Source organism: Herpetosiphon giganteus, from assembly GCF_016907925.1.
Taxonomy (GTDB): Bacteria; Chloroflexota; Chloroflexia; order Chloroflexales; family Herpetosiphonaceae; genus Herpetosiphon; species Herpetosiphon giganteus.
In genome coordinates this window covers 64,064-83,717 of sequence record NZ_JAFBCZ010000012.1, presented here as the reverse complement: position 1 = coordinate 83,717, position 19,654 = coordinate 64,064, and the positions used below count along the sequence as shown (strand labels likewise).

The 19,654-nt window shown below is 52.4% G+C and carries 11 protein-coding genes and 1 tRNA gene; 1 reads left to right on the top strand and 11 read right to left on the bottom strand.

What is annotated here, in order from left to right:
- Positions 1–7 precede the first annotated feature (7 nt).
- Positions 8–1,936: a VanW family protein gene (locus JOD20_RS12770; protein WP_204755625.1), complete on the bottom strand. Its 1,929-nt coding sequence runs from the start codon at positions 1,934–1,936 to the stop codon at positions 8–10.
- A 194-nt stretch (positions 1,937–2,130) separates the two neighbouring features.
- Positions 2,131–3,243, bottom strand: coding sequence for an STAS domain-containing protein (locus tag JOD20_RS12765; RefSeq protein ID WP_204755624.1), 1,113 nt, complete (start codon positions 3,241–3,243; stop codon positions 2,131–2,133).
- A gap of 116 nt (positions 3,244–3,359) precedes the next feature.
- Here JOD20_RS12765 and JOD20_RS12760 point away from each other — a divergent pair, with 116 nt between their 5' ends.
- The gene (locus JOD20_RS12760) at positions 3,360–5,120 is read left to right on the top strand and encodes an alkaline phosphatase D family protein (RefSeq protein WP_204755623.1); all 1,761 of its coding nucleotides are present in this window, start codon (positions 3,360–3,362) and stop codon (positions 5,118–5,120) included.
- A gap of 192 nt (positions 5,121–5,312) precedes the next feature.
- Here the strand turns inward: JOD20_RS12760 and JOD20_RS12755 are convergent, their stop codons facing one another.
- The 9 genes from JOD20_RS12755 to JOD20_RS12715 form a co-directional block, all read right to left on the bottom strand.
- Positions 5,313–8,717 carry a DUF11 domain-containing protein gene (locus tag JOD20_RS12755; protein WP_204755622.1) on the bottom strand — a complete coding sequence of 1,135 codons (3,405 nt, stop codon included), beginning with the start codon at positions 8,715–8,717 and terminating at the stop codon, positions 5,313–5,315.
- 417 nt (positions 8,718–9,134) lie between these two features.
- The gene (gene mutS, locus JOD20_RS12750; RefSeq protein ID WP_239583844.1) at positions 9,135–11,909 is read right to left on the bottom strand and encodes a DNA mismatch repair protein MutS; all 2,775 of its coding nucleotides are present in this window, start codon (positions 11,907–11,909) and stop codon (positions 9,135–9,137) included.
- A 155-nt stretch (positions 11,910–12,064) separates the two neighbouring features.
- Positions 12,065–12,139 (bottom strand) — tRNA-Trp (locus JOD20_RS12745).
- A gap of 77 nt (positions 12,140–12,216) precedes the next feature.
- Positions 12,217–13,209 (bottom strand): prephenate dehydrogenase, encoded by a 993-nt coding sequence (locus JOD20_RS12740; RefSeq protein ID WP_204755620.1) that lies wholly within the window; start codon positions 13,207–13,209, stop codon positions 12,217–12,219.
- A gap of 34 nt (positions 13,210–13,243) precedes the next feature.
- Positions 13,244–14,266 (bottom strand): hypothetical protein, encoded by a 1,023-nt coding sequence (locus tag JOD20_RS12735; protein WP_204755619.1) that lies wholly within the window; start codon positions 14,264–14,266, stop codon positions 13,244–13,246.
- A gap of 6 nt (positions 14,267–14,272) precedes the next feature.
- Positions 14,273–15,343, bottom strand: coding sequence for a chorismate synthase (aroC, locus tag JOD20_RS12730; RefSeq protein WP_204755618.1), 1,071 nt, complete (start codon positions 15,341–15,343; stop codon positions 14,273–14,275).
- A 33-nt stretch (positions 15,344–15,376) separates the two neighbouring features.
- Complete coding sequence (locus JOD20_RS12725) at positions 15,377–16,810, bottom strand: tetratricopeptide repeat protein (protein ID WP_204755617.1); 1,434 nt, start codon at positions 16,808–16,810, stop codon at positions 15,377–15,379.
- Between the two features lie 4 nt (positions 16,811–16,814).
- Entirely contained in the window at positions 16,815–18,014 is a 1,200-nt protein-coding gene (locus JOD20_RS12720) for a glycosyltransferase family 4 protein (protein ID WP_204755616.1), read from the bottom strand.
- A gap of 132 nt (positions 18,015–18,146) precedes the next feature.
- Positions 18,147–19,535, bottom strand: a complete 1,389-nt coding sequence (locus JOD20_RS12715) for a hypothetical protein (RefSeq protein WP_204755615.1) — start codon at positions 19,533–19,535, stop codon at positions 18,147–18,149.
- Between the last annotated feature and the right edge of the window lie 119 nt (positions 19,536–19,654).

The window sequence follows — 19,654 nt, the reverse complement described above, 5'->3', positions numbered from 1 at the left end:
AGCCTCCCTACTGCGTATAATAGCTATCCCAGCGGTCGCTGCGGCTTGTGCCATCGCGTTCGCTAATAGTCCGAAAAATCTGGAAGGCATTCCAGCCGTTGCCAGTTGCTTCCATCGTCACGGTGCGCCCAGTGTCACTGCCATACAAGGTAAAGGTTTGGTTTTTGTTGACTAAATCAGTGTTGACATCGATCAGAATATAGCCGTTGGTGTCGTTGCGGAATTTCAAATCTGGCCCGCCCAAGGCAATCGTGGCATCCATGCCTGGCGGGGCATCGACCTCGTACCAAGCCAAACGCCAACTATGGTTATGGCGCTCCTCGATGGGCAAACCAGCCCAAAATGCCGCCCGAAACAGGGTCGTCGAAACTTGGCAAATTCCGCCGCCAATACTTGGCACCGCCATGCCATTTTCAATCATCTCGCCAATTTGGTAGCCTTTTTCAAGCGAAATATCGCCAACCGTGCCACCAAACGACACTACTTCACCAGGAGCAATCAGTAGACCATCAAATTCCTTGCCACCAACTTCAACATTGCGATCGCGATTGTAATCTGGGTACGAACTAAAATCCGATGCCCCAACCCCAATCACCTGATAAATGCCTAGCGCTTCAAGCTCGCCCGCTGGTGGAGCAGTTTCATGCAAACTAAAGCTCAACGCTTCGTTATTGGCAGTGCTTAGGGCTTGACCAATTTGGGCCTGAAGTTGGGCCTGATCGAGCGTGTAGCCAATTTGGCCAAACTGCCATTCAGTAGCCCGATTGCCGTTACGTACCAAGCGCGAAGCTTGGGCTGGCTGATCATAGGTTTTGGCCAATTCCTGTACCAATGCAGCGATTGCTGGCTGGTTTTGGCCAAAGCTCTGCCCAGTTTGCGGCAATGTGCTCAGATCGAGCAAGCTAGCCCGATCAAATTGATGTTGCATACCATTGATCGTCAGCATTAATGGCGCGGCAGTTTGTTGATTGAGCTTTGGCAGCATGGCGTTAAGCGTCGAGGCTTTTTGGTTTGGGTTCAAGCCTTCTTGCACCACCAGCACGCTATAATCGCGCGGCGCGGCGCTCCAATCGATCGCATCCCAAGCTGCTTGAAATGCGGCCTTGGTTTGCGCATGATCAAGCTTCAAGCCAATCACATCGTTGCTCACCACCCAAGTGCCATCAGGATTACGCTGAAATTGGGCATCAACCGCAGGCCGATCGCTGGCCTCGGCCAAGGTTTGAATGGCGTTATCAAGCGCTTGTTGATTCAGCAAAAGACCATCAGCTTTAATTGTGCTGACAATCCCCAAACTTTGATTGCTCAGCCGCTCCGACCACGAATCTTCGCGGCCAATCTGCAAGGCGCGATCAGCAATCACTTGGGGGTCAAAGCTGGTCAAGGCATTGAATGGCACAATCGCCGTTTGATCGCCTAATTGAACTTTAAAATGGTGGTTGTTCCACGCTTGCAAGGTTGGCAGAATCGCATGCGCCGCCTCGTTGCTGGTCAAGCCGCTCAGCGATTGGCCAAAGGCTTGCACCCCAGGATAGACGCGATTGGCATAGGCAGCCTGAAACCCACCAAAACCAAGCAATGCCGCCAGCGCTGCGGCGCTCGACCAACGGGCAATTCTGCGCCAGTTGCGCCGCCGTTGCGGTTTGGCTTTGCTGCGCACACTTGGCGCAGGAGCAGCAACCACGCTGGGCAAGCGCGGAATTGTGGCCCGCGGCAACGAGCGTTGCGCCCAACGTAAACAATAGGCTTGGCGTTGACCGCTGTGCAACGCGCCCAACCAGCGCCATGCTTCGCCCAACATAGGGTCGATTTTGACGGCGCGGGTCAACAAAGCGGCACTATCACGATAACGCCCATATTTGATTGCCAACAAACCAGCTTTGGCCCAAGCAACTGCTTGTGGGTTCGGCGCAACTGCGGCCATACTACTCATCATAACTGCCCCCATCAATCGTTATGTCAGATGCGCTCTATCATAGGGCGTGGCAGATTCTAGCGTCAATCAAACCTTGCTCGTGAGCTGCTGATAAATCGCTGATACGGCATATTCTAGCCTACGCAGGCACAAAAGGTACTCTTCAGCCTAAATCCTGTCGTGACAGTTGGGGAATTGCCAAATTGTAGCATGAATTAGCCCATGCCTAAACGTTTAATCGCAATCGCAACTGCATCTTGCAAGCTGGCAACAGTTACCACGGCACTAAAATCAATGCCTAAACTCACCAAGGTTTGGGCCACATCAGGCCGAATTCCCGCAATAATTGTCTGAACGCCGAGCAAACGCGCTGCCGCTGTGGCCTGGATTACGCGTCGCCCAAGCTCGGTATCAATCGTTGGCACACCAGTTACATCTAAAATCGCAATTTTGGCTCGATGATGGCTAACTCCGGCCAGCAAGGTTTCTTCGATGCCCTCGCTTGAAGTTGCCAAAAGATCGCCGACCAAGGGCATAACAACCGTATGTTTGAGCACTGGAATCACGGGCAAACTCAGCTGGCGCAACTGGGCACGTAAGGCTGCTTGAGCCGCTTGCTCGGCCTGAATTTGGCTATCGCGCTGGCTAATTTCGGCGAGGCTTTGGCTCAATTGCGCATTCAGTTGCTCGCGCTGAAGCGCCAATTCACGCTCTTTGGCCAATTGCTGTTCAAGCTTGGCCTCGGTTTGGGCTACCACTGCAAAAGCCCCTTTGGCCCGCCCAACCAATAAGCGTACCGTCACCGCAATCACACCAAGTACTAATAATTGGCAGAAGAAATTAATCAATAAGGCCGATTTAGGAACCAAAAACTTAATTGGAATAATCCCAGTGAATTCGCTGCCAATTACAAGCGAAAGAATAATCATCGAAGCAATACAAATAATTGTGGTGGCGCGTGAGGTATTGAGCACAATCGTGGCGATTAATGGTGGCACTTGAAACAAAACCCAAACTGAGCCATCAACTTCGCCAATAATCGGCCCTGTTAACGAAAGCATGAGCGTAATCGAGGCCAAATTAATATAAATCAGCCATTCGACGTAACGCGAACGGCGCATGGCAAAGGTTATGCCCAACATTGTGCCAGCAATCGCACAAATGCTCAAACCAATTTTTAATTGTTGGGCATTGCCAGCGAAAAGCAAAATGAGCATAACGGCGAACAAAGCCAAACCTTCGACCAAACTAAACAACTTAATCCGTTGTTCATTCGAGGTTTGAAGCAGATCCTCAATCTGACGGGGCGCGGCGGTGGTTTCTGCCATTGGGAGCCTCAGGTGCAAGATGCTGTTGCAGCATACTACCATCATTTGGTCAATTTGTGGATTGACAAAGCCCCTAGACTTGGGGGGATTTTTCCACTATCAACAAGGAGTTGACTATGCGCCGCATTTTCGGGCTATGTTGTCTGGGTTGCTTGCTCGTTGGAAGTTGGTCAAGCAGCCCAAGTGATGGCCGAATCAATCAAACGCTGCCGCCCGCCGACTTGCCGCAAGGCATAGCAGTTGGCGACGTAACGACCACCAGCGCTGTGCTGTGGGCGCGGGCTGCCAGCCTTGGCACTGTCAATTTTGAATATAGCCTCAATCCAGATTTCAACCCAATTATTGGCTTGGTGCCAGTTGTGGTTAGCGACCCGATGTTGCCAGCCAAAGCCAGCATTAGCAATTTACAACCTGCTACAAACTATTTTTATCGCGCCACAACCCTGAATAATGCCTCGGTAAGCGGCAAATTCCGCACTGCGCCAGCGCTTGGCAGCTATAGCAATTTGCGCTTTGGGGCCAGCGGCGATCAACAAGGCGCACTCGCGCCGTTTCCGGCCTTAGCCAATGCCGATCAACGCAGACTTGATCTTTTTATCCATCTTGGCGATTCGATTTACGCCGATATTGGCTCGCCGGTGCTCGGCACAACCGCCAAAACTTTAGCTGAATTTCGCTTGAAGCATACCGAAAGTTATAGCACGCGACTTAATTTGAATAGCTTGGCCGATTTACGCGCAACCACTGCGTGGCTAGCCACCACCGACGACCACGAAGTTGCCAACGATCATGCTGGCGGGGCAAATCCGAGCAGCGACCCGCGTTTTTTGCCCTCAAATGCAAGCTACATCAACGACACTGCGTATTTTGAGGCTGGCTACCAAGCCTTCGTTGAATATAACCCACTGAATGAGCAATTTTATGGTGCAACTGGCGACCAGCGCACCGCCAACGAACGCAAACTCTATCGCTACCAACGCTATGGCAACACGGCGGCCTTTTTTGTGCTCGATGGGCGTTCATTCCGCGACCAAAAGCTGACAGCACCCAACAATACGCAAGCCCAAATTGCCGCCTTCCTGACCGCAGTTTTCAGCCCAACCCGCACCTTGCTTGGCCAAGCCCAACTTGAGCAACTCGAAACCGATCTATTGGCAGCTCAACAAGCCAAGATTACCTGGAAATTTGTGGTCGTGCCTGAGCCAATTCAAAATCTTGGCATCGCAGCGGCGAATGATCGCTTTGAGGGCTACGCCGCCGAGCGCACGCGGATTTTGAGCTTTATCAATCAACATGCAATTGAAAATGTGGTGTTTATTGCCGCCGATATTCATGGCACGGTTGTCAATAATTTGAGCTACCAAACTGCCGCCAACCAACCGCAAATTGCAACCAATGCTTGGGAGATTTCGGTTGGCTCGGTTGCCACCAGCTCGCCGTATGGGGCGCGAGTGGCTTCAGCAGCCTTAGCCACAGGCATTATTAGCCAAACCACCTATAATAATTATTTACAATTGCCCAACCCGCAACAAGATGCAATGGCGGAAGGCTGGCTCAACACCAGCTTAAATTTATTTGGCTATACGCCAGTCGGCTTGGACGATGCGCCATTTGCTGAACGTACGAGGTTGCTGCAAGGACGCTATTTGGCGGGCCACTATTTTGGCTGGACGGAATTTGGCATTAGCCTGCCCTCGCAGACGCTGCTGGTTTCGACCTACGGCATCGATACCTATGGAACCAGCGAGTTGGCCAACAATCCCAATGAAGTTGTGAGTCGTGTGCCAGTGATCGTGCAGCAATTTACTGTTGAGCCAGTGCTGAGCGTTACGCCAACGCTAATGCTCACCCATTTGCCTGTAGTAACAAAAAATTAGGGTTCAGGGGTTTGGGGTTAGGGATCAGGGGGAATGGAACCACGAAGAACGCGAAGTTACGCGAAGGTTTCATTGATTGGAACTCTGAAATAGATTCACTATTCAAGTTTCCAAACATCGAAATATTCGTGCTCTTCGTGCCCTTCGTGGATAAAAATTAAGCCTAGCCTTCGTGCTCTTCGTGATTAAAAGCTATTTAATCGTCATTGGTAGGTAGATGTTGTGCATGCCAACCGTAAACATGCCCATCACATCGGGGCCTTGCACACCGCCATTATCGTCGGTCGCATACAGCTCAATGTTGTAGCGTCGTCCGGCGGCGCTGGCCTTGAAGCGAACCGTGAAATCTACTTGCATGCTAAAGCCGGTTGGCCCGCTGCCTGCAAAGGTGCTATCGGCCAAATCAAGAATCGCGCTATCGCTCTCTAATGGCTCGCTTGTGCCAGCCGTAGCATAGCCAAGCACATCGCCATTGCTATCGAGCAGGCTAAATGTGCCCGAAACGCCCTCGGTAAAGCGTGCCCACAACGCCACGCCATCGCCATCGACCAAGCGTAAATCAAGGTGCTCGATAATGCGCCATGGATCGGTGGTGTGTGTCCAACTGACGCTGAACGTCGTTTGTAAATCAACGTCAGTGCCGCCAACATTAGGCGTGATGCTGCTTACGCCAACGAAGCCAAACGAAACTCGCAAACTCACGCTATTCGAATCGCCGCCGCCTGGCGTTGGGTTGCGCACCAACACGGGGTACACGCCTTGCGCCGTGGTTGCTGCCATCGTAAATTCCAGCCGATTGCTGTTGATAAAGCTGGTGCTACGTTCAGTACCGTCTACAACCACCTTGGAATTGGCCACAAAGCCCGTGCCATTAACCGTAATTCGCACTGCTGGCGGCGGTGGAAAGCCAATCGGCTGGCGAATAAAACTATCAGGTGTGATGTTGCTAATCGTCGGCACAGGGTTGCCAGGCACAATCACTTGGGTTGTGAGCGTGCGGCTGTTGTTGCTTGGAAAAGCCTCATTCGCTGGCGACGAAGCCGTGCCTGTGCTGCTGATGCTGCCAACTTGGCTGGGCGTAGCATTAATCGTGATGTTGGCACTGGCATTGGCCGCCAACGTGCCTAAATTACAGCGCAAGGTCGTGGCTGTGGGAAAACTACATGTTCCTTGCGAGGTCGTCACTTGGCCAAAAACCAAGCTATTGGCAAAACTTTGCTCATAAACGACGCTGTTCGCGCTAATCGTGCCCAAATTGCTAACACTGGCGCGGTAGCTCATCGCATTACCAACCGTCACCGGATCAGGCGAATCAGTAATTCTCAGGCTTAGATCGACTTCTGGCTGCCGCCATTCTGCAAAACGATGCGAAACTTTATCGCCAGCGCGATCGAAGCGCCCGCCAATATACACGTTATCGCCGTTGACCGCCAAGCCGCCAACCTCGCTATTTGGCAGGCTGCCACCAGCAACCCCGCTGCCCAGCGCATTCCAATTGCTGCCATTCCAACGCGCCACATGATTGACTGTCAAGCCATCCATGCGGCTGAACAAACCACCAGCATAGAGGTCATCACCCCGCACGGCGAGGCTGGTTACATAGCCATCAGTGCCAGTGCCAAGCGCCGTCCATGCCAAACTACTATGGTTCAGCAAGGCAATTGCGCGGGTATTGGCAACGCCGCCAGCACTGCTAAAGCGTCCGCCAACCGCCAATGTGCTGCTGTTGACATCGGCTAACGCCAGCACTTCGCCATTCGTGCCCGTGCCAATTGCTTGCCACGATGTGCCATTCCAGCGCGCAAGATTGCTGGCCGGAGCGCCGCCAGCGTTGGCAAACAATCCACCAGCATACAACTGGCCCGATTTGAACAACAGGCTATTGATTGCGCCATCGCTGCCAGCACCCAACGCTTGCCAGACCCCGCCACTCAAGCGGGCAATCCGATTGGCGGGCACACCATCAACTTGGGTAAATTCGCCGCCGATGTAAATATCGCTGCCACTGACTGCCACCGCATTGACCCGCCCATTGATGCTGGTTGCCAAAGCCGTCCAGGTCGAGCCATTCCAACTGGCGACTCCAGCAGCATCAACACCGCCTGCTTTGGTAAATTCACCAACCGCGATCAAATCAGTGCCGCGCAAGGCCAAATCGCGCACATCGTCGTTAACGCCGCTATCGCTTGCGCCAGCCAAGGCCGACCAAACCCGCGCAACTGGGTCGAAGCTGGCAATATTGTTAAGCAAGCGATTGCTGCCCAAATCAAAGCGCCCAGCCGCAATAATTTGGCCCGAACGTGGCTGAATCGCAAATACTTTGGCGTTCGCGCCTTCTAAGCCACCAGCCAAGGGGAAAAAGCGATCAACCGCACCCGGCAAAAAGCCTTGTTGTGGCAAAACCATGCCCACAAAATTCAATTCAAGGCCATGGGCTGTGCCAAACGCGCCAGCAATGAAAAAGCTATCGCTGCCACTGCCAAAGCGTTCAGTGCGTAAAATTGCCCCGTTTGTACCCAAGGCATTGCTGGCATTCGGCACAGGCGACCAAATATTGCCATCCCAACGGGCGATGTTGGGCGAGAAAACGCTGTTGCCATTGGGGTTTACGCCACTACCAAAATTACCCATCACATAGGTAAAATTCACGTTTTCGACGATGCCGCGCACATCGCCAGCAACCCCGCGTCCGGCCATCGCTTGCCAAGTATTGCCGCCTTGCCAAACCGCCGCGCCGCCAACATTGCTGATTGGGCCAGCATTGCTAAAACTGCCGCCAACCACAACCATATTCGTGCCGCGAAAGTCGACAAAGCGCACGCTGCTATTGACCCCGTTGCTGCTGCCAGTGCCAAGGCTTTGCCACGCTGAGCCTGTCCAAATTGCCACATTGTTGGCAGTGCTGCCGCCAGCCGAGCTAAACGTGCCGCCAGCCACAATTTGATTGACGTTGGCTGGATTGACCGCCAAATCAAACACTTGCGGCGTGGTTCCGCCACTCAGCCCGCTGCTCAAGGCCGACCAAGTGCCATTGCTAAACTTGGCGATGCGATTGGCACTGACCCCATTAATCGAGGTAAAGGTGCCGCCAACATACACCATATCGTTGCCGCCAACTTGTTGTACAAGAACTGCGGTAACTGCGCCGTTGACATTGGTAGCCAAGGCCGACCATTGACCAGTGCCCGAATTCCAGCGCGCAATTCCATCGGCGGCAATGCCACCAGCGCTGCTGAACGAGCCAACCACATACACCGAACCACCAGTTGAGGCATCGAGATCATCGACTGGGCCGTTGACTCCACTGCCCATTGCATTCCAGCGATTGCCATCCCAAAACGCCACCCGATTGGCGCTAATGCCTGCAATCCGATCAAACAAACCACCAACAAATAAATCCCCAGATTGGGAACTGAGGGCGCGAATTGTGTTATTTGCGCCTGCAATCAGGCCGCTATTATTCCAAAATTGATCATCGGCGACGGCCTGGATTTCGTCGGGAGCCAAAAAAACCTGAGGTTGAGCTTGGGCTACAGGGAGATTAACACTAACGATAAGTGCGATGAGTAGCACAAACTGGAGCACGAAGCGTGGCATGGAACCCTCCTTAGCAACACATTCAATGCCCAGCAGCATAAACTGAGGCTATCACGCAACTATCACGCGCTCATTTCGCTAGCATTTACAGCAGCCCAACTATTGTGACAAAACCAAGCGAGAGCAAAAGTCAAAAGTCAGAAGTCAGAAGTCAAAATCGCGATGAGTCTCTAGGCTTTTGGCTTTTGGCTATCGGAACCTTGTTCGTGCAATTCGTGGAATTCGTGGCTAAAAAGAACATAATCTAGCTAATCTGTGGCGAAAAATAAATCTTCGTGACGCTTCGCGTTCTTCGCGGTTCCTAGCCTTCATGCGCTTCGTGTCCTTCGTGGATCAAAAAAAAGGGATCAGAGGCGACGGGATGCTTCAACATACCAATCCCTAGCCCCTGATCCCTGAAACCTCATCCCTCGTTGCTCAATCCTTGGCTAAGCGTTGCAGCTCGTAAAGTTTGGTCAGCGCTTCGATTGGCGTAAGTTGGGTCACATCCATTTCGCGCAACAGCTCCAGCGCTGGATTTGGCTCGTTGCTGCTAAACAGCGACATTTGCGGCGCAGCCGTGCTGCCTGCTGCATTGACTCGACGCATCGCTTCGCGGCGTTGCTCACGCTCACCTTTGCCTTCAAGCTCGCTCAGCACTTCGCTTGCCCGTTTGATTACGGCTGGTGGCAGGCCCGCCATTTGCGCCACATGAATCCCATATGAACGATCAGCAGCGCCCTCGATCACTTTGCGCAAAAAGACCACATGATCGCCTTCTTCGGCCACTGCCAATGTCCAATTATGCACTCGTGGCAAAATGTTGGCTAGCTCAGTCAGTTCGTGGTAGTGGGTTGCAAACAGGGTTTTGGCCCGCAGGCGGGGCTGATTATGAATATACTCAACCACTGCGCGCGCAATCGAAAGCCCATCGTAGGTGCTGGTGCCACGGCCAATTTCATCGAGAATAATCAGCGAGCGCGGCGAACCATTGTGCAAAATATTGGCAGTTTCGATCATCTCAACCATAAACGTCGATTGACCAGTTGCAATATCATCTTGCGCCCCAATCCGCGTGAAAATGCGATCGAGCAGGCCAATTTCAGCGTAATCAGCTGGCACAAACGAGCCAATTTGGGCCATCAAGCCAATTAAGGCTACTTGGCGCAAAAAGGTGCTTTTACCCGACATGTTGGGGCCAGTCAGCACCACGATTTGATGCTCAGCATCAAAATGAGCATCGTTGGGCGTAAATGGCTCATTCAAATTGTGCTCAACCACCGGATGACGGCCATTCTGAATCACAAATACATCGTCGAGCCGCAGGGTTGGCCGCACAAAGCGCTGGCGCACCGCCACCTCAGCCAAGGTGCTATAAACATCAAACTCGGCAATCGCCCGCGCCAAATCAAGCAAGCGGTGGCCTGCGTTCGCCAATTGGCGCAGAATTTGGCGAAAAGCTTGGCGCTCTTTTTCGTTCAAGGCTTCCGAGGCATTCAGAATCAGCGATTCGTATTCTTTGAGTTCGGGTGTGATGTAGCGCTCTGCGTTAACCAAGGTTTGCTTGCGAATGTAATCATCGGGAATCCGCGTTTCGCCGCTGGCCTTGGTGACTTCGATGTAATAGCCAAAAACTTTGTTATAACTAACTTTGAGCGTTTTGATGCCAGTGCGTTGCTGTTCCTTCGCTTCAAGCTCATTGATCCAGCGGGCTGCATCGCGGGTTGCTTCAACAATTGCATCAATTTCGCCAGCGTAGCCTTTGCGAATCACATTCTCATCGCTGCGGGCGTTATCCCATGTGCCAAGCAAAGCAGGCGGATCGTTGGCAATCGCCTGTTCGAGCAATTCGCAAATATCGGCGCAGGCATCAATTTGGTTGCTGGCTGGCTCGTCATCAAACAAATCATCATCGCTAGGCGCAATTTCGGTTGGGCGGGTTGAGCGCAAACCAGTACGTTCGATTTGGCTCAAAATATCGGGCGTGAGGCGCAGTGCTTCGCGCAAGCGCACCAAATCGCGCGGCGTGGCATTGCCCTGCACAACCCGATTGATCGTGCGCTCAATATCGCCAACGCCTTTGAACAAAGCCCGCACTTCGGCCCGCACCAACGTTTCTTCGACAAAACAACTGACCGCTTGTTGACGCTCGGTCAATGGGCCTAATTCAATCAATGGCTGCGAAATCCATTGGCGCAGCAAGCGTGCCCCCATCGGCGTGCGTGTTTGATCGAGCACTGCAATCAATGAGCCTTTACGTTGGCCAGCAGCACCTTCGGTTAGCTCCAAATTGCGCCGCGTTTGGGGGTCAAGGAACATAAAGCGCGTCGTATCATACACGCGCAAGCTGCGAATTTGGGCCACACTATCGCGCTGCGTTTCGTGCAAATATTGAATTAATGCGCCAGCGGCCCGCGTTGCTAGCGCTTTATTGCCAATCCCAAAACCATCAAGCGACTGGCTTTTAAATTGATTCAGCAAGGCATCGCGGGCAGTACGAGCCTCCCAATGCCAATTTGGCCATTGGGTAACATTGCCTTGAACCCACGTGCTTTCGTTGTTGCCTTCGACTTTTTTGGCGGTGCGTTCATGGGGCAGCAGGCGCTCGCGTTCGGCCTTGCGCATTGGCGCGAGATCTTGGGTTAGCTGCTTTTTGGCAATCTCCAAGCCAGCGGGGCGCAATTCGGGCGCATCGGAAACCAACAATTCGGCAGCACCCAAGCGCGCCAATTCGCCTTCAAGCTGCTTCAAGGCCTCGTTGCCACGCAATTCAGTGGCGCAAAACTCGCCAGTTGTCAGGTCGGCATAGGCCAAACCTACGCTGCCGCGATCGACCAAAATTGCAGCAAGGTAGCTATTGCGTTCAGCTTGGAGCATTGTTGGTTCGGTCAGCGTGCCTGGGGTAACGATGCGCACAACCTCACGTTTTTGCAAGGTTTTATGCACCATCTCATCCATTTGTTCGCAGATGGCGACGCGATAGCCGCGACTGACCAATTGCTCAATATAATTATCGGCGGCGTGATAGGGCACGCCAGCCATCGGCGTATTTTCGTCGCTGCTCAGGCCACGCACGGTTAGGGTAATATCGAGCACTTCGGCAATTAATTTAGCATCATCACCGAAGGTTTCATAAAAATCGCCCAGCCGGAAAAACAGAATCACATCGGCGTATTTTTGCTTAATCGACAGATATTGCTGCCACATCGTCATTTTTGACACGGTAGACCCTCAAGCATGCTGCAAAAACTCAGTTCAACCAGCAAATTATAGCATGTCAACCAGAATTTGAACATCTGTGCTATAGGCCATTTAGGTGATTTGGAGCTAGCTATCTGGCAACAAAAAACGCTCCGTAATGGAGCGTTTGGCAGGGGCGCAGGGATTCGAACCCTGAAATCCGGTTTTGGAGACCAGCGGTTTACCATTGAGCCTACACCCCTTCGCTGGTTGTCTGTTTTATCAGACGAGGCGGAGTATAGCATAGTTTGGTAAATTGAGCAAGTTTTTAATTCTTGGCCTATTTTTTCTTGCCGCCACGCAACAAGGCAGCGGGGTTGCCAAACAAGCGTTGGCTGATACTGGTGCCAATTTCGGCATCGGCTAATTGATCGCTTTCGCCTGGGCGTTGGTTTTGCGGCAGGGTCAGCCATTGGTCGCGCATGGTTTTGGCATGCTCAAACATGCTTTGCAACTCATCCATCTTGTCGTCTTCGAGCGCGGTGCGCATCTCGACCAAGACCCGAATTGATTCGTTGACCCAATGTTTGATTGCGCTGCGATTGGTGCTGCAAATATCGCGATGCATCACTGGATCGCCCGAAGCCAAGCGCGTCAGATCGCGAAAGCCACTGGCAGCGATCATCTGCATTTCGCGCCAAGAAGGCGAGCGAGTGACCACTTCGGTTTGGGCTGCGGCCAGCAAAAACGGCAAATGGCTGATGCCAGCAACATAAATATCATGCTCTTCGGGATCGATATAGTAGGGCTTGGCTCCAATCGTTTCGACAAAGGCAGTCGCCAAATCGGTAGCTTCGGGCGTGGCGTTAACTGGTGGGCACAAGCAATAAACCGCACCTTTGAACAAATCTAATTCAGCAGCCTCGGCTCCAATCTTCTCGCGACCAGCCATGGGGTGGCCACCAACAAAGCTCACGGTGGAGGGCAAAAATTCTTTGGCCCATTGCAAAACGCTGGTTTTGGTGCTACAAACATCGGTTACCAAGGCCTTATAGCGCAAGTGTGGGGCAATTTCACGCATCAAGGCTGGCAAGGTTTGCACTGGGGTTGCCAACACCACAATATCCGCTTCTTTGACCGCATCGGCAGCAGTTTTGGCCTCGTCATCGATTGCCAAACGCCCGCGCGCAATTCGCAATTGTTGGCTGCTGCCATCGTAGCCAATAACCCGACAACGCCCTAGTGGAGCGGTCTCAGGATCAGCAGTGCCCAACGCCAAGCCCAGCGACGCGCCAATTAGCCCAGTTCCGAGAATTGCAACGGTATGTGGCATAGAACAAAACCCCCATGTGTAGCGATCAAGCCTGCTATTTGGCCTGTAACGATAAAATCACCATCTCGCTTAGCACCAAAATGGCGATTAACAATAACACTGTGACTGGCTCGAAAATGTTCATTGCTGCCAACAGCACACACAAGCTGCAAAAAATCCCAGCTTCTGCTGCTTGGCGATGCGAACGGCGCACATCGAAACGCTGCGCCCGATTGTGGTAGCGCCGAATGCCCCAAACATAGACCAAGGGCAAAACCAAGGCGTTGCTGGCCAAAAACACCCCACTCAGAAACAGCAAGTAAATTGGTAAATCGGGCAGGCCAGCAGCAATCGTCGTGGTTGGCGCAGGCACAAAGGCCAGCACCCAGAAAATTATGGCCCAGCCAACTGTGCCGCGCCAGGTTAATGCTGGCAAACGCAAAGCCCATTGCACTGGCAACCACGTGGTTAAGCCCAAGCCCAAGCTTGCAATGCCAAACAACGTGCGAACCCACAAACCAGATTGGGGCGAAAGCCCGCCAAAGAAAATCCAAACCAGCATGGCCGTCCAGCCTAAACCTGCAACGAAGGCAACCCACAACGGTGGCCGTTGAATCTCAGGCGCTGGCAGGCTCTCTGGTTGCAAGGCCGCAACAACCGCTGGCGGCAATTCGCGCCGGGCTGGTTGCTCGGCAGGCAGCTTGGGCAAAGGTTGGTTGGGCAAGGTTGGCGGACGCAAGCGCGTGCGGGTGCGATCACGGCCACGGCTGTTTGCGCCATTGCTCGCTTGTTGCGCATCGCTGCTTGGGCGTTGGCGGCTGATGGCGCGGCTAGCAGCCACCCGATAGCGCTCTTGGCGCATGGGATTTGGCGCTGCTGGCTCAGCAACGACGCTTGGCTCGATGGCAGCATCAACTGACACCTGTTCGGAGCTAGTTTGGCTTTGCAATTCGGCTTTGCGGCGCGATAATGCGCGGCTAATCGCTGAGCGCAATTGAGGCGGAGCCGAACTGCTGCGACGTGGCTCGGCTTGCTCAGGATCGGTGGCTTGGTTGGATGCTGGCGGCTGATCTGTCATTCGGACCTACAATCGAGCGGCGCGTTGCTGCAAAATACAATCGACCAGCACCAACGCCAACATTGCCTCGGCAACTGGCACCAAACGCGGTAAAACGGTTGGATCATGGCGGCCCTTGACGACAATCGTCGCTGGCTCGCCCGCTTGATCAACCGTAGTTTGTTCTTGGGCGATTGAAGCTGGTGGCTTGGCTGTCAGGCGCACCACAATCTCCTCGCTGCTGCTGATGCCACCCAAAATGCCGCCAGCATGGTTGCTACTGGTGCCAATGCTGCCATCGGCGCGTTGGATAAATGGATCGTTATTTTGTGAGCCACGGGCGTTGCCAGCCTCGATGCCTGAGCCAATTTCCACCGATTTGATCGCAGGAATGCTAAACATTGCGTGGCCAATCAGCGCATCAAGTTTATCGAACACTGGCTCGCCCAGCCCAGAGGGAACGCCACGCGCCTTTACTTCAACCACGCCACCCAACGAATCTAAATCGCGGCGGGCTTGGTCGACATAGGCAATCATTTGCTCGGCGACAGCTGGGTCGGGGCAGCGCATAATGTTATTTTCAATTTCATTTTCGTCGATGATTTGGGCTTTGAGATGGCCTAAACTCAGCGTATAGGCTACCAAGCTAATGCCCATTGTGGCCAAAATTTGGCGCGCCACTGCGCCAGCAGCAACCCGAGCAGCAGTTTCGCGGGCGCTTGAACGGCCACCACCACGATAATCGCGAAAGCCATATTTAGCATCGTAGCTATGGTCGGCGTGGCCAGGCCGATACAAATGCTTAATCGCATCGTAATCGCTGGAGCGGGCATTGGTGTTACGAATCAGCATTGCCAAGGCCGTGCCGGTTGTGCGGCCCTCGAAAACGCCCGATAAAATCTCGACTTCATCAGGCTCGCGGCGAGCTGAAGTCATGCGGCTTTGGCCAACGCGACGGCGATCCAATTGGGCCTGAATCGCGGCCAGATCAAGATCTAGGCCAGCAGGGCAGCCATCGATGACTACGCCTAAACCAGCGCCGTGGGATTCGCCCCAAGTTGAAATGCGGAACAAACGGCCAAAACTATTTCCGGGCATGCGGGCCTCGCTTATAACAAGCCATGGATCACGCTAGGCTCGCAATGTTTGCACCAAGCGATCCCGATCTTGGCTAATGCGAAGATTATTGGGATCTTCGGTGAGGGCTTGCTCAAATTGCTGTAACGCATCAGCAGGCCGCTTCATCTGCTCATAAATCAAGCCAAGGGCATGGCGATAGGTCGAATCACGTGGGTTGAGCTTGACTGCTCGTTCCCACTCTAGCATAGAAAGATACCACATCCCACGCTTTTGATAGACAACCCCACGATTGAAGTGGCCATTGCCATCAGCCAATTCTTCGAATTGCGGCACAAAGCGCACAACCTGCTGTGAGACAGATTTCCAAGCAAAGATCAGCAATACCAAAATAATCAGATAGTAGCTAGCAAAAGCAAAGAGAATTTGCTTGAGCATGGTAAAAAATGGATCAGCATTGCCTGAAGCATTCATTGAGGGGTCAATTATAAATGATTGACTGAGAAGCTGCATTAATGGTGTAATTTCGCTTTCTAATCGAAATACTGCAAATAATAATGAAAGCCAAGAAAACGCAAAAATACTATTATAAATAAGAGTTCCCCAGAAACCATATTTTTTACGGCGCATCAAGGCGATTGCCATTACGATCCCAAAGACCCCAATTAATAGGAAAACGACTGCCGCATTAAGCGAGGGAGTTATCGATGCCGAAAAAATTTCCTCCATGATAGCAACTTTTTCATCTTGAAGCTTTTGCTGTGCTTCTGGTAGGCTTAGGCCTGGAGGGGCTATAACTTTTATTTGCTTTTGGAAATCAGTATAGTTTTGAAATACATCAACAAAAATAAGGATGGCAAGCAATGTCCATAATAGAGCTGGTAACATACTTAATATTGCGGCAATTATGGCTGGTGCTCTAGATGGAGCTTGGCGATCAGCCTTAATCGTCAGGTTCATGCCACATTGACGGCAGCGCTGCTCAGCATAGCGGGTTTGCGCCCCACAGCGTGGACATGGCAAAATATCGGGAACTTCACCAAGCGCTGGCACGGCAACTGGGCTTGGTTGGGCAACAATCGCTGGCTGCATCATAGGCGCAGGCCCGGGAGCGCTTGGCTGATCAGGAATCGCATTCGAGGATAGCGGCATATCAGCCAAGGCCAAGGTTGCGCCAGTGTAAGCCGGAGCTGTCGCTGCTGGTGCTGCTTCAGCTATGGCTGGCGTTGGTTCAACAAACATAGCCGGATGTTGTTTGCGCAGCCATTCGAGGCCTTGTTTGGCGCGGCTGCTTTGCGGATTAATGTGCAGCGCATTTTCCAAACTAATCCGCATTTCCTGCGGATCTTCCAAGGCTCCTGCGAGATACAACCAGGCCTGTTCGTTATTTTCGTCCTGCTCAACAACCTGCATCAAATGTTGGCGGGCCAAGGCTTTATTGCCACTTTTCAGGGCTGCAACCCCAGCCTGAAACGCTTCTGTACTCATAGAATCATCCCCACATACTAACTGCACGCTCGTCGCAAACTCGCTGATAGACTGCTTGGGTTTGGCTGGCAATTAATGGCCAATTATAAATATCGACAACAGTTTTGAAGGCATGGTCAACCCGCTGCTTGGTCCATTCGGGGTATTCAAGGGTGTGCAAAATGCCCCAAGCCAGCGATTCTGGATTATCAGGATAGATCGTCAAACCTGTTTCGTGGTTTTGCACAACTTCGTGCAAGCCGCCCGTATCCGAAACAATCACTGGGCAATGCGCAGCCATCGCTTCCAAGGCCACAATGCCAAATGGTTCGTAAATGCTGGGAAAGGCCGCTACATCAGCAACGTTGTAGAGATAATTGCGATCTTGATCAGTCACGAAGCCTGTCCAATAAAGATGGTTATCAATGCCCAATTCATGGCTGCGATTGCGCAATTGTTCTGCTAACGGCCCCATACCTGCAATTACGAATTTTACGTCGCGACGTTGCGCCAAAACATGGGGAATTGCCTCAACCAACACTTGAATGCCTTTTTCGTAGACCATGCGCGCAATACTAAACACAATTTTTTCGTTTTCGGCGGCATATTTTTGGCGAAATTGCTGGCGTTCTTGGCTCGGCCATTCGATGGTTGGCACATTCACGCCATTAGCAATCACATCGAGTTTGTCGAAGGGTGTGCCAAAAAATTGATGCAGTTGGTCGGCCATAAAATCGCTACACACAATCACCCGCCAGCTTTCGTGGGCCAACCACCATTCCAAGCCATTGATCGTTTTGGCATGATCGCCGCCTAGCGAGCCGCGCCCGCGCCCACGCTCAGTCGCGTGAATCGTGGTGATCAACGGAGTATGCCAAGCATATTTCAAGGCCACACTACAATAACTCGTTAGCCAATCGTGACCATGAATCAAATCGAAAGGGCCATGGGTTTTGCCCAAATCATAGGCAAAGCGCTCAAGATAGCGGTTGGTTTCTTGGGTAAACGAAACAAAGCCATAATCGGGCATGGCCGGTGGCTGAACCCGCCAAATATGGCTGTGCATGCCAAAACGCTCGTGTTGTTGGCCGCCGCGCAGCCATGGCGTTAACACATGCACTTCGATTCCCGCTGCATCAAGCACCGGAACCAATTCGGCAATGTGCTTGCCCATACCGCCAACAATATGCGGTGGATACTCCCAAGCCAACATCAAGACGCGCATGGATGCTCTACTCCTATGATTGAGTCAGGTTTCAAACAACAATGTTGGGCCATTATACCAAGTTTAAATAGCACTAGACCTAGCAATTTCACTAGGTCTAGCGCTCTGTTTTGGGCCAAATCTGCACCTAGATTAGTACGAATGTTGGGCAAGTGGTAGCATCACGAGGTAACTGGCCTGCAACGGGTGGGTTTGGCGTTGAAATTCAACCACGTTGCTCAATCCATCAGCATCAGGATCACCCGCCGCGCCATTCAAACCAAATCCATCAAGCGGGTCAAGCAGATAGCGCACTTCCCAGCCATCGGGCATGCCATCGCCATCACAATCGGCAAGCAATGGGAGGGTGCTGTTGCGATATTCGGCCAGATTGCTCAAGCCATCAGCATCAGGATCGCCAGCTGTGCCAAATTCAGCACTCGCGTCCAATGGATCAAGTTGCTGTTGCAGTTCCCAAGCATCGGGCAAGTGATCGTCATCGCTATCGGCGTTGCGCGGGTTGGTGTGAAAGCCTTGCTCAGCCACATTGCTCAACGAATCGCCATCAGGGTCGGCCTGCGCGCCATCGTTACCAACTGCATTCAGTGGATTCAAGTTGTAGCGCACTTCCCAGCCATCGCCCAAACCATCGGCATCGCTATCGGCCTGATGTGGGTTGGTCTGGTGTTGATATTCGTGAAGCTGAATCAAGCCATCAGCATCGCCATCGCCATTTGCGCCATGCACGCCTGCGCTACTGAGCGGATTGAGTTGCTGCGCCACTTCCCAGCCATCGGGCAAGCCATCGCCATCACTATCGGCGCTAAATGGATTGGTTGCTAATGCCATTTCCTGCTGATTCTCCAAGCCATCAGCATCAGCGTCAAGCTCACAATCCAAGGGATTTGTGCCATGCTCAATTTCTAAGCCATCGGGCAAGCCATCGCGATCGCTATCGGGGTTGCGCGGGTTGGTGGTGGCAGTTTGCTCTTGCAGATTGCTGAGCTGATCGGTATCAGGGTCGCCGGCGCTGCCGTGATAGCCGGTCGAATTAATCGGCGATAATTGATGATCAACTTCCCAGCCATCGCGCAAGCCATCGCCATCAGTATCGACATTGCGGGGATTGGTTGAACTGAATAATTCTTCTTGATTGGTCAAGTTATCGCGGTCGGCATCGCCAGTTGCGCCATCCTCACCATGAGGGCTGGTTGGATTCAGCGCATAGCCAACTTCCCAGCCATCGCCCATGCCATCGGCATCGCTATCGGGATTACGCGGATTGGTGGTGTGAATTTGCTCGGCTGCATTGCTCAAGCCATCGTTATCGGGATCGCCTGCTGCCCCATCGGGGCCAAGTGCGCTGTAGGGGTTAAGCTGATGTTGAATTTCCCAAGTATTGATTAGACTATCGCTATCGCTATCAAGTTGCTCATTGGCGATAGTTAATTGCAATGAAGCGTCATTTTTAGCAGCGATAGGAATAACTGCATAGAATTGCAAAAAAATAATAATCAGTGGCACAATTTTTATCAGCTGCATGAGCATAATCCTTCCCAAGAAACCGAATGAGGCAAACTCTTGGCAGCAATTATGCGCTGATCAAAGGCAATAAACAATTAATTAGCTAGTACTTTATTCTCTCAATCAAATATCTAATC

Coding starts and splice junctions, on each gene's coding strand:
- JOD20_RS12755 (WP_204755622.1), bottom strand. CDS start 8,717: ATGCCACGCTTCGTGCTCCAGTTTGTGCTACTCATCGCACTTATCGTT.
- JOD20_RS12765 (WP_204755624.1), bottom strand. CDS start 3,243: ATGGCAGAAACCACCGCCGCGCCCCGTCAGATTGAGGATCTGCTTCAA.
- JOD20_RS12725 (WP_204755617.1), bottom strand. CDS start 16,810: ATGAGTACAGAAGCGTTTCAGGCTGGGGTTGCAGCCCTGAAAAGTGGC.
- JOD20_RS12770 (WP_204755625.1), bottom strand. CDS start 1,936: ATGATGAGTAGTATGGCCGCAGTTGCGCCGAACCCACAAGCAGTTGCT.
- JOD20_RS12715 (WP_204755615.1), bottom strand. CDS start 19,535: ATGCAGCTGATAAAAATTGTGCCACTGATTATTATTTTTTTGCAATTC.
- aroC (WP_204755618.1), bottom strand. CDS start 15,343: ATGCCCGGAAATAGTTTTGGCCGTTTGTTCCGCATTTCAACTTGGGGC.
- JOD20_RS12740 (WP_204755620.1), bottom strand. CDS start 13,209: ATGCCACATACCGTTGCAATTCTCGGAACTGGGCTAATTGGCGCGTCG.
- mutS (WP_239583844.1), bottom strand. CDS start 11,909: ATGACGATGTGGCAGCAATATCTGTCGATTAAGCAAAAATACGCCGAT.
- JOD20_RS12720 (WP_204755616.1), bottom strand. CDS start 18,014: ATGCGCGTCTTGATGTTGGCTTGGGAGTATCCACCGCATATTGTTGGC.
- JOD20_RS12760 (WP_204755623.1), top strand. CDS start 3,360: ATGCGCCGCATTTTCGGGCTATGTTGTCTGGGTTGCTTGCTCGTTGGA.
- JOD20_RS12735 (WP_204755619.1), bottom strand. CDS start 14,266: ATGACAGATCAGCCGCCAGCATCCAACCAAGCCACCGATCCTGAGCAA.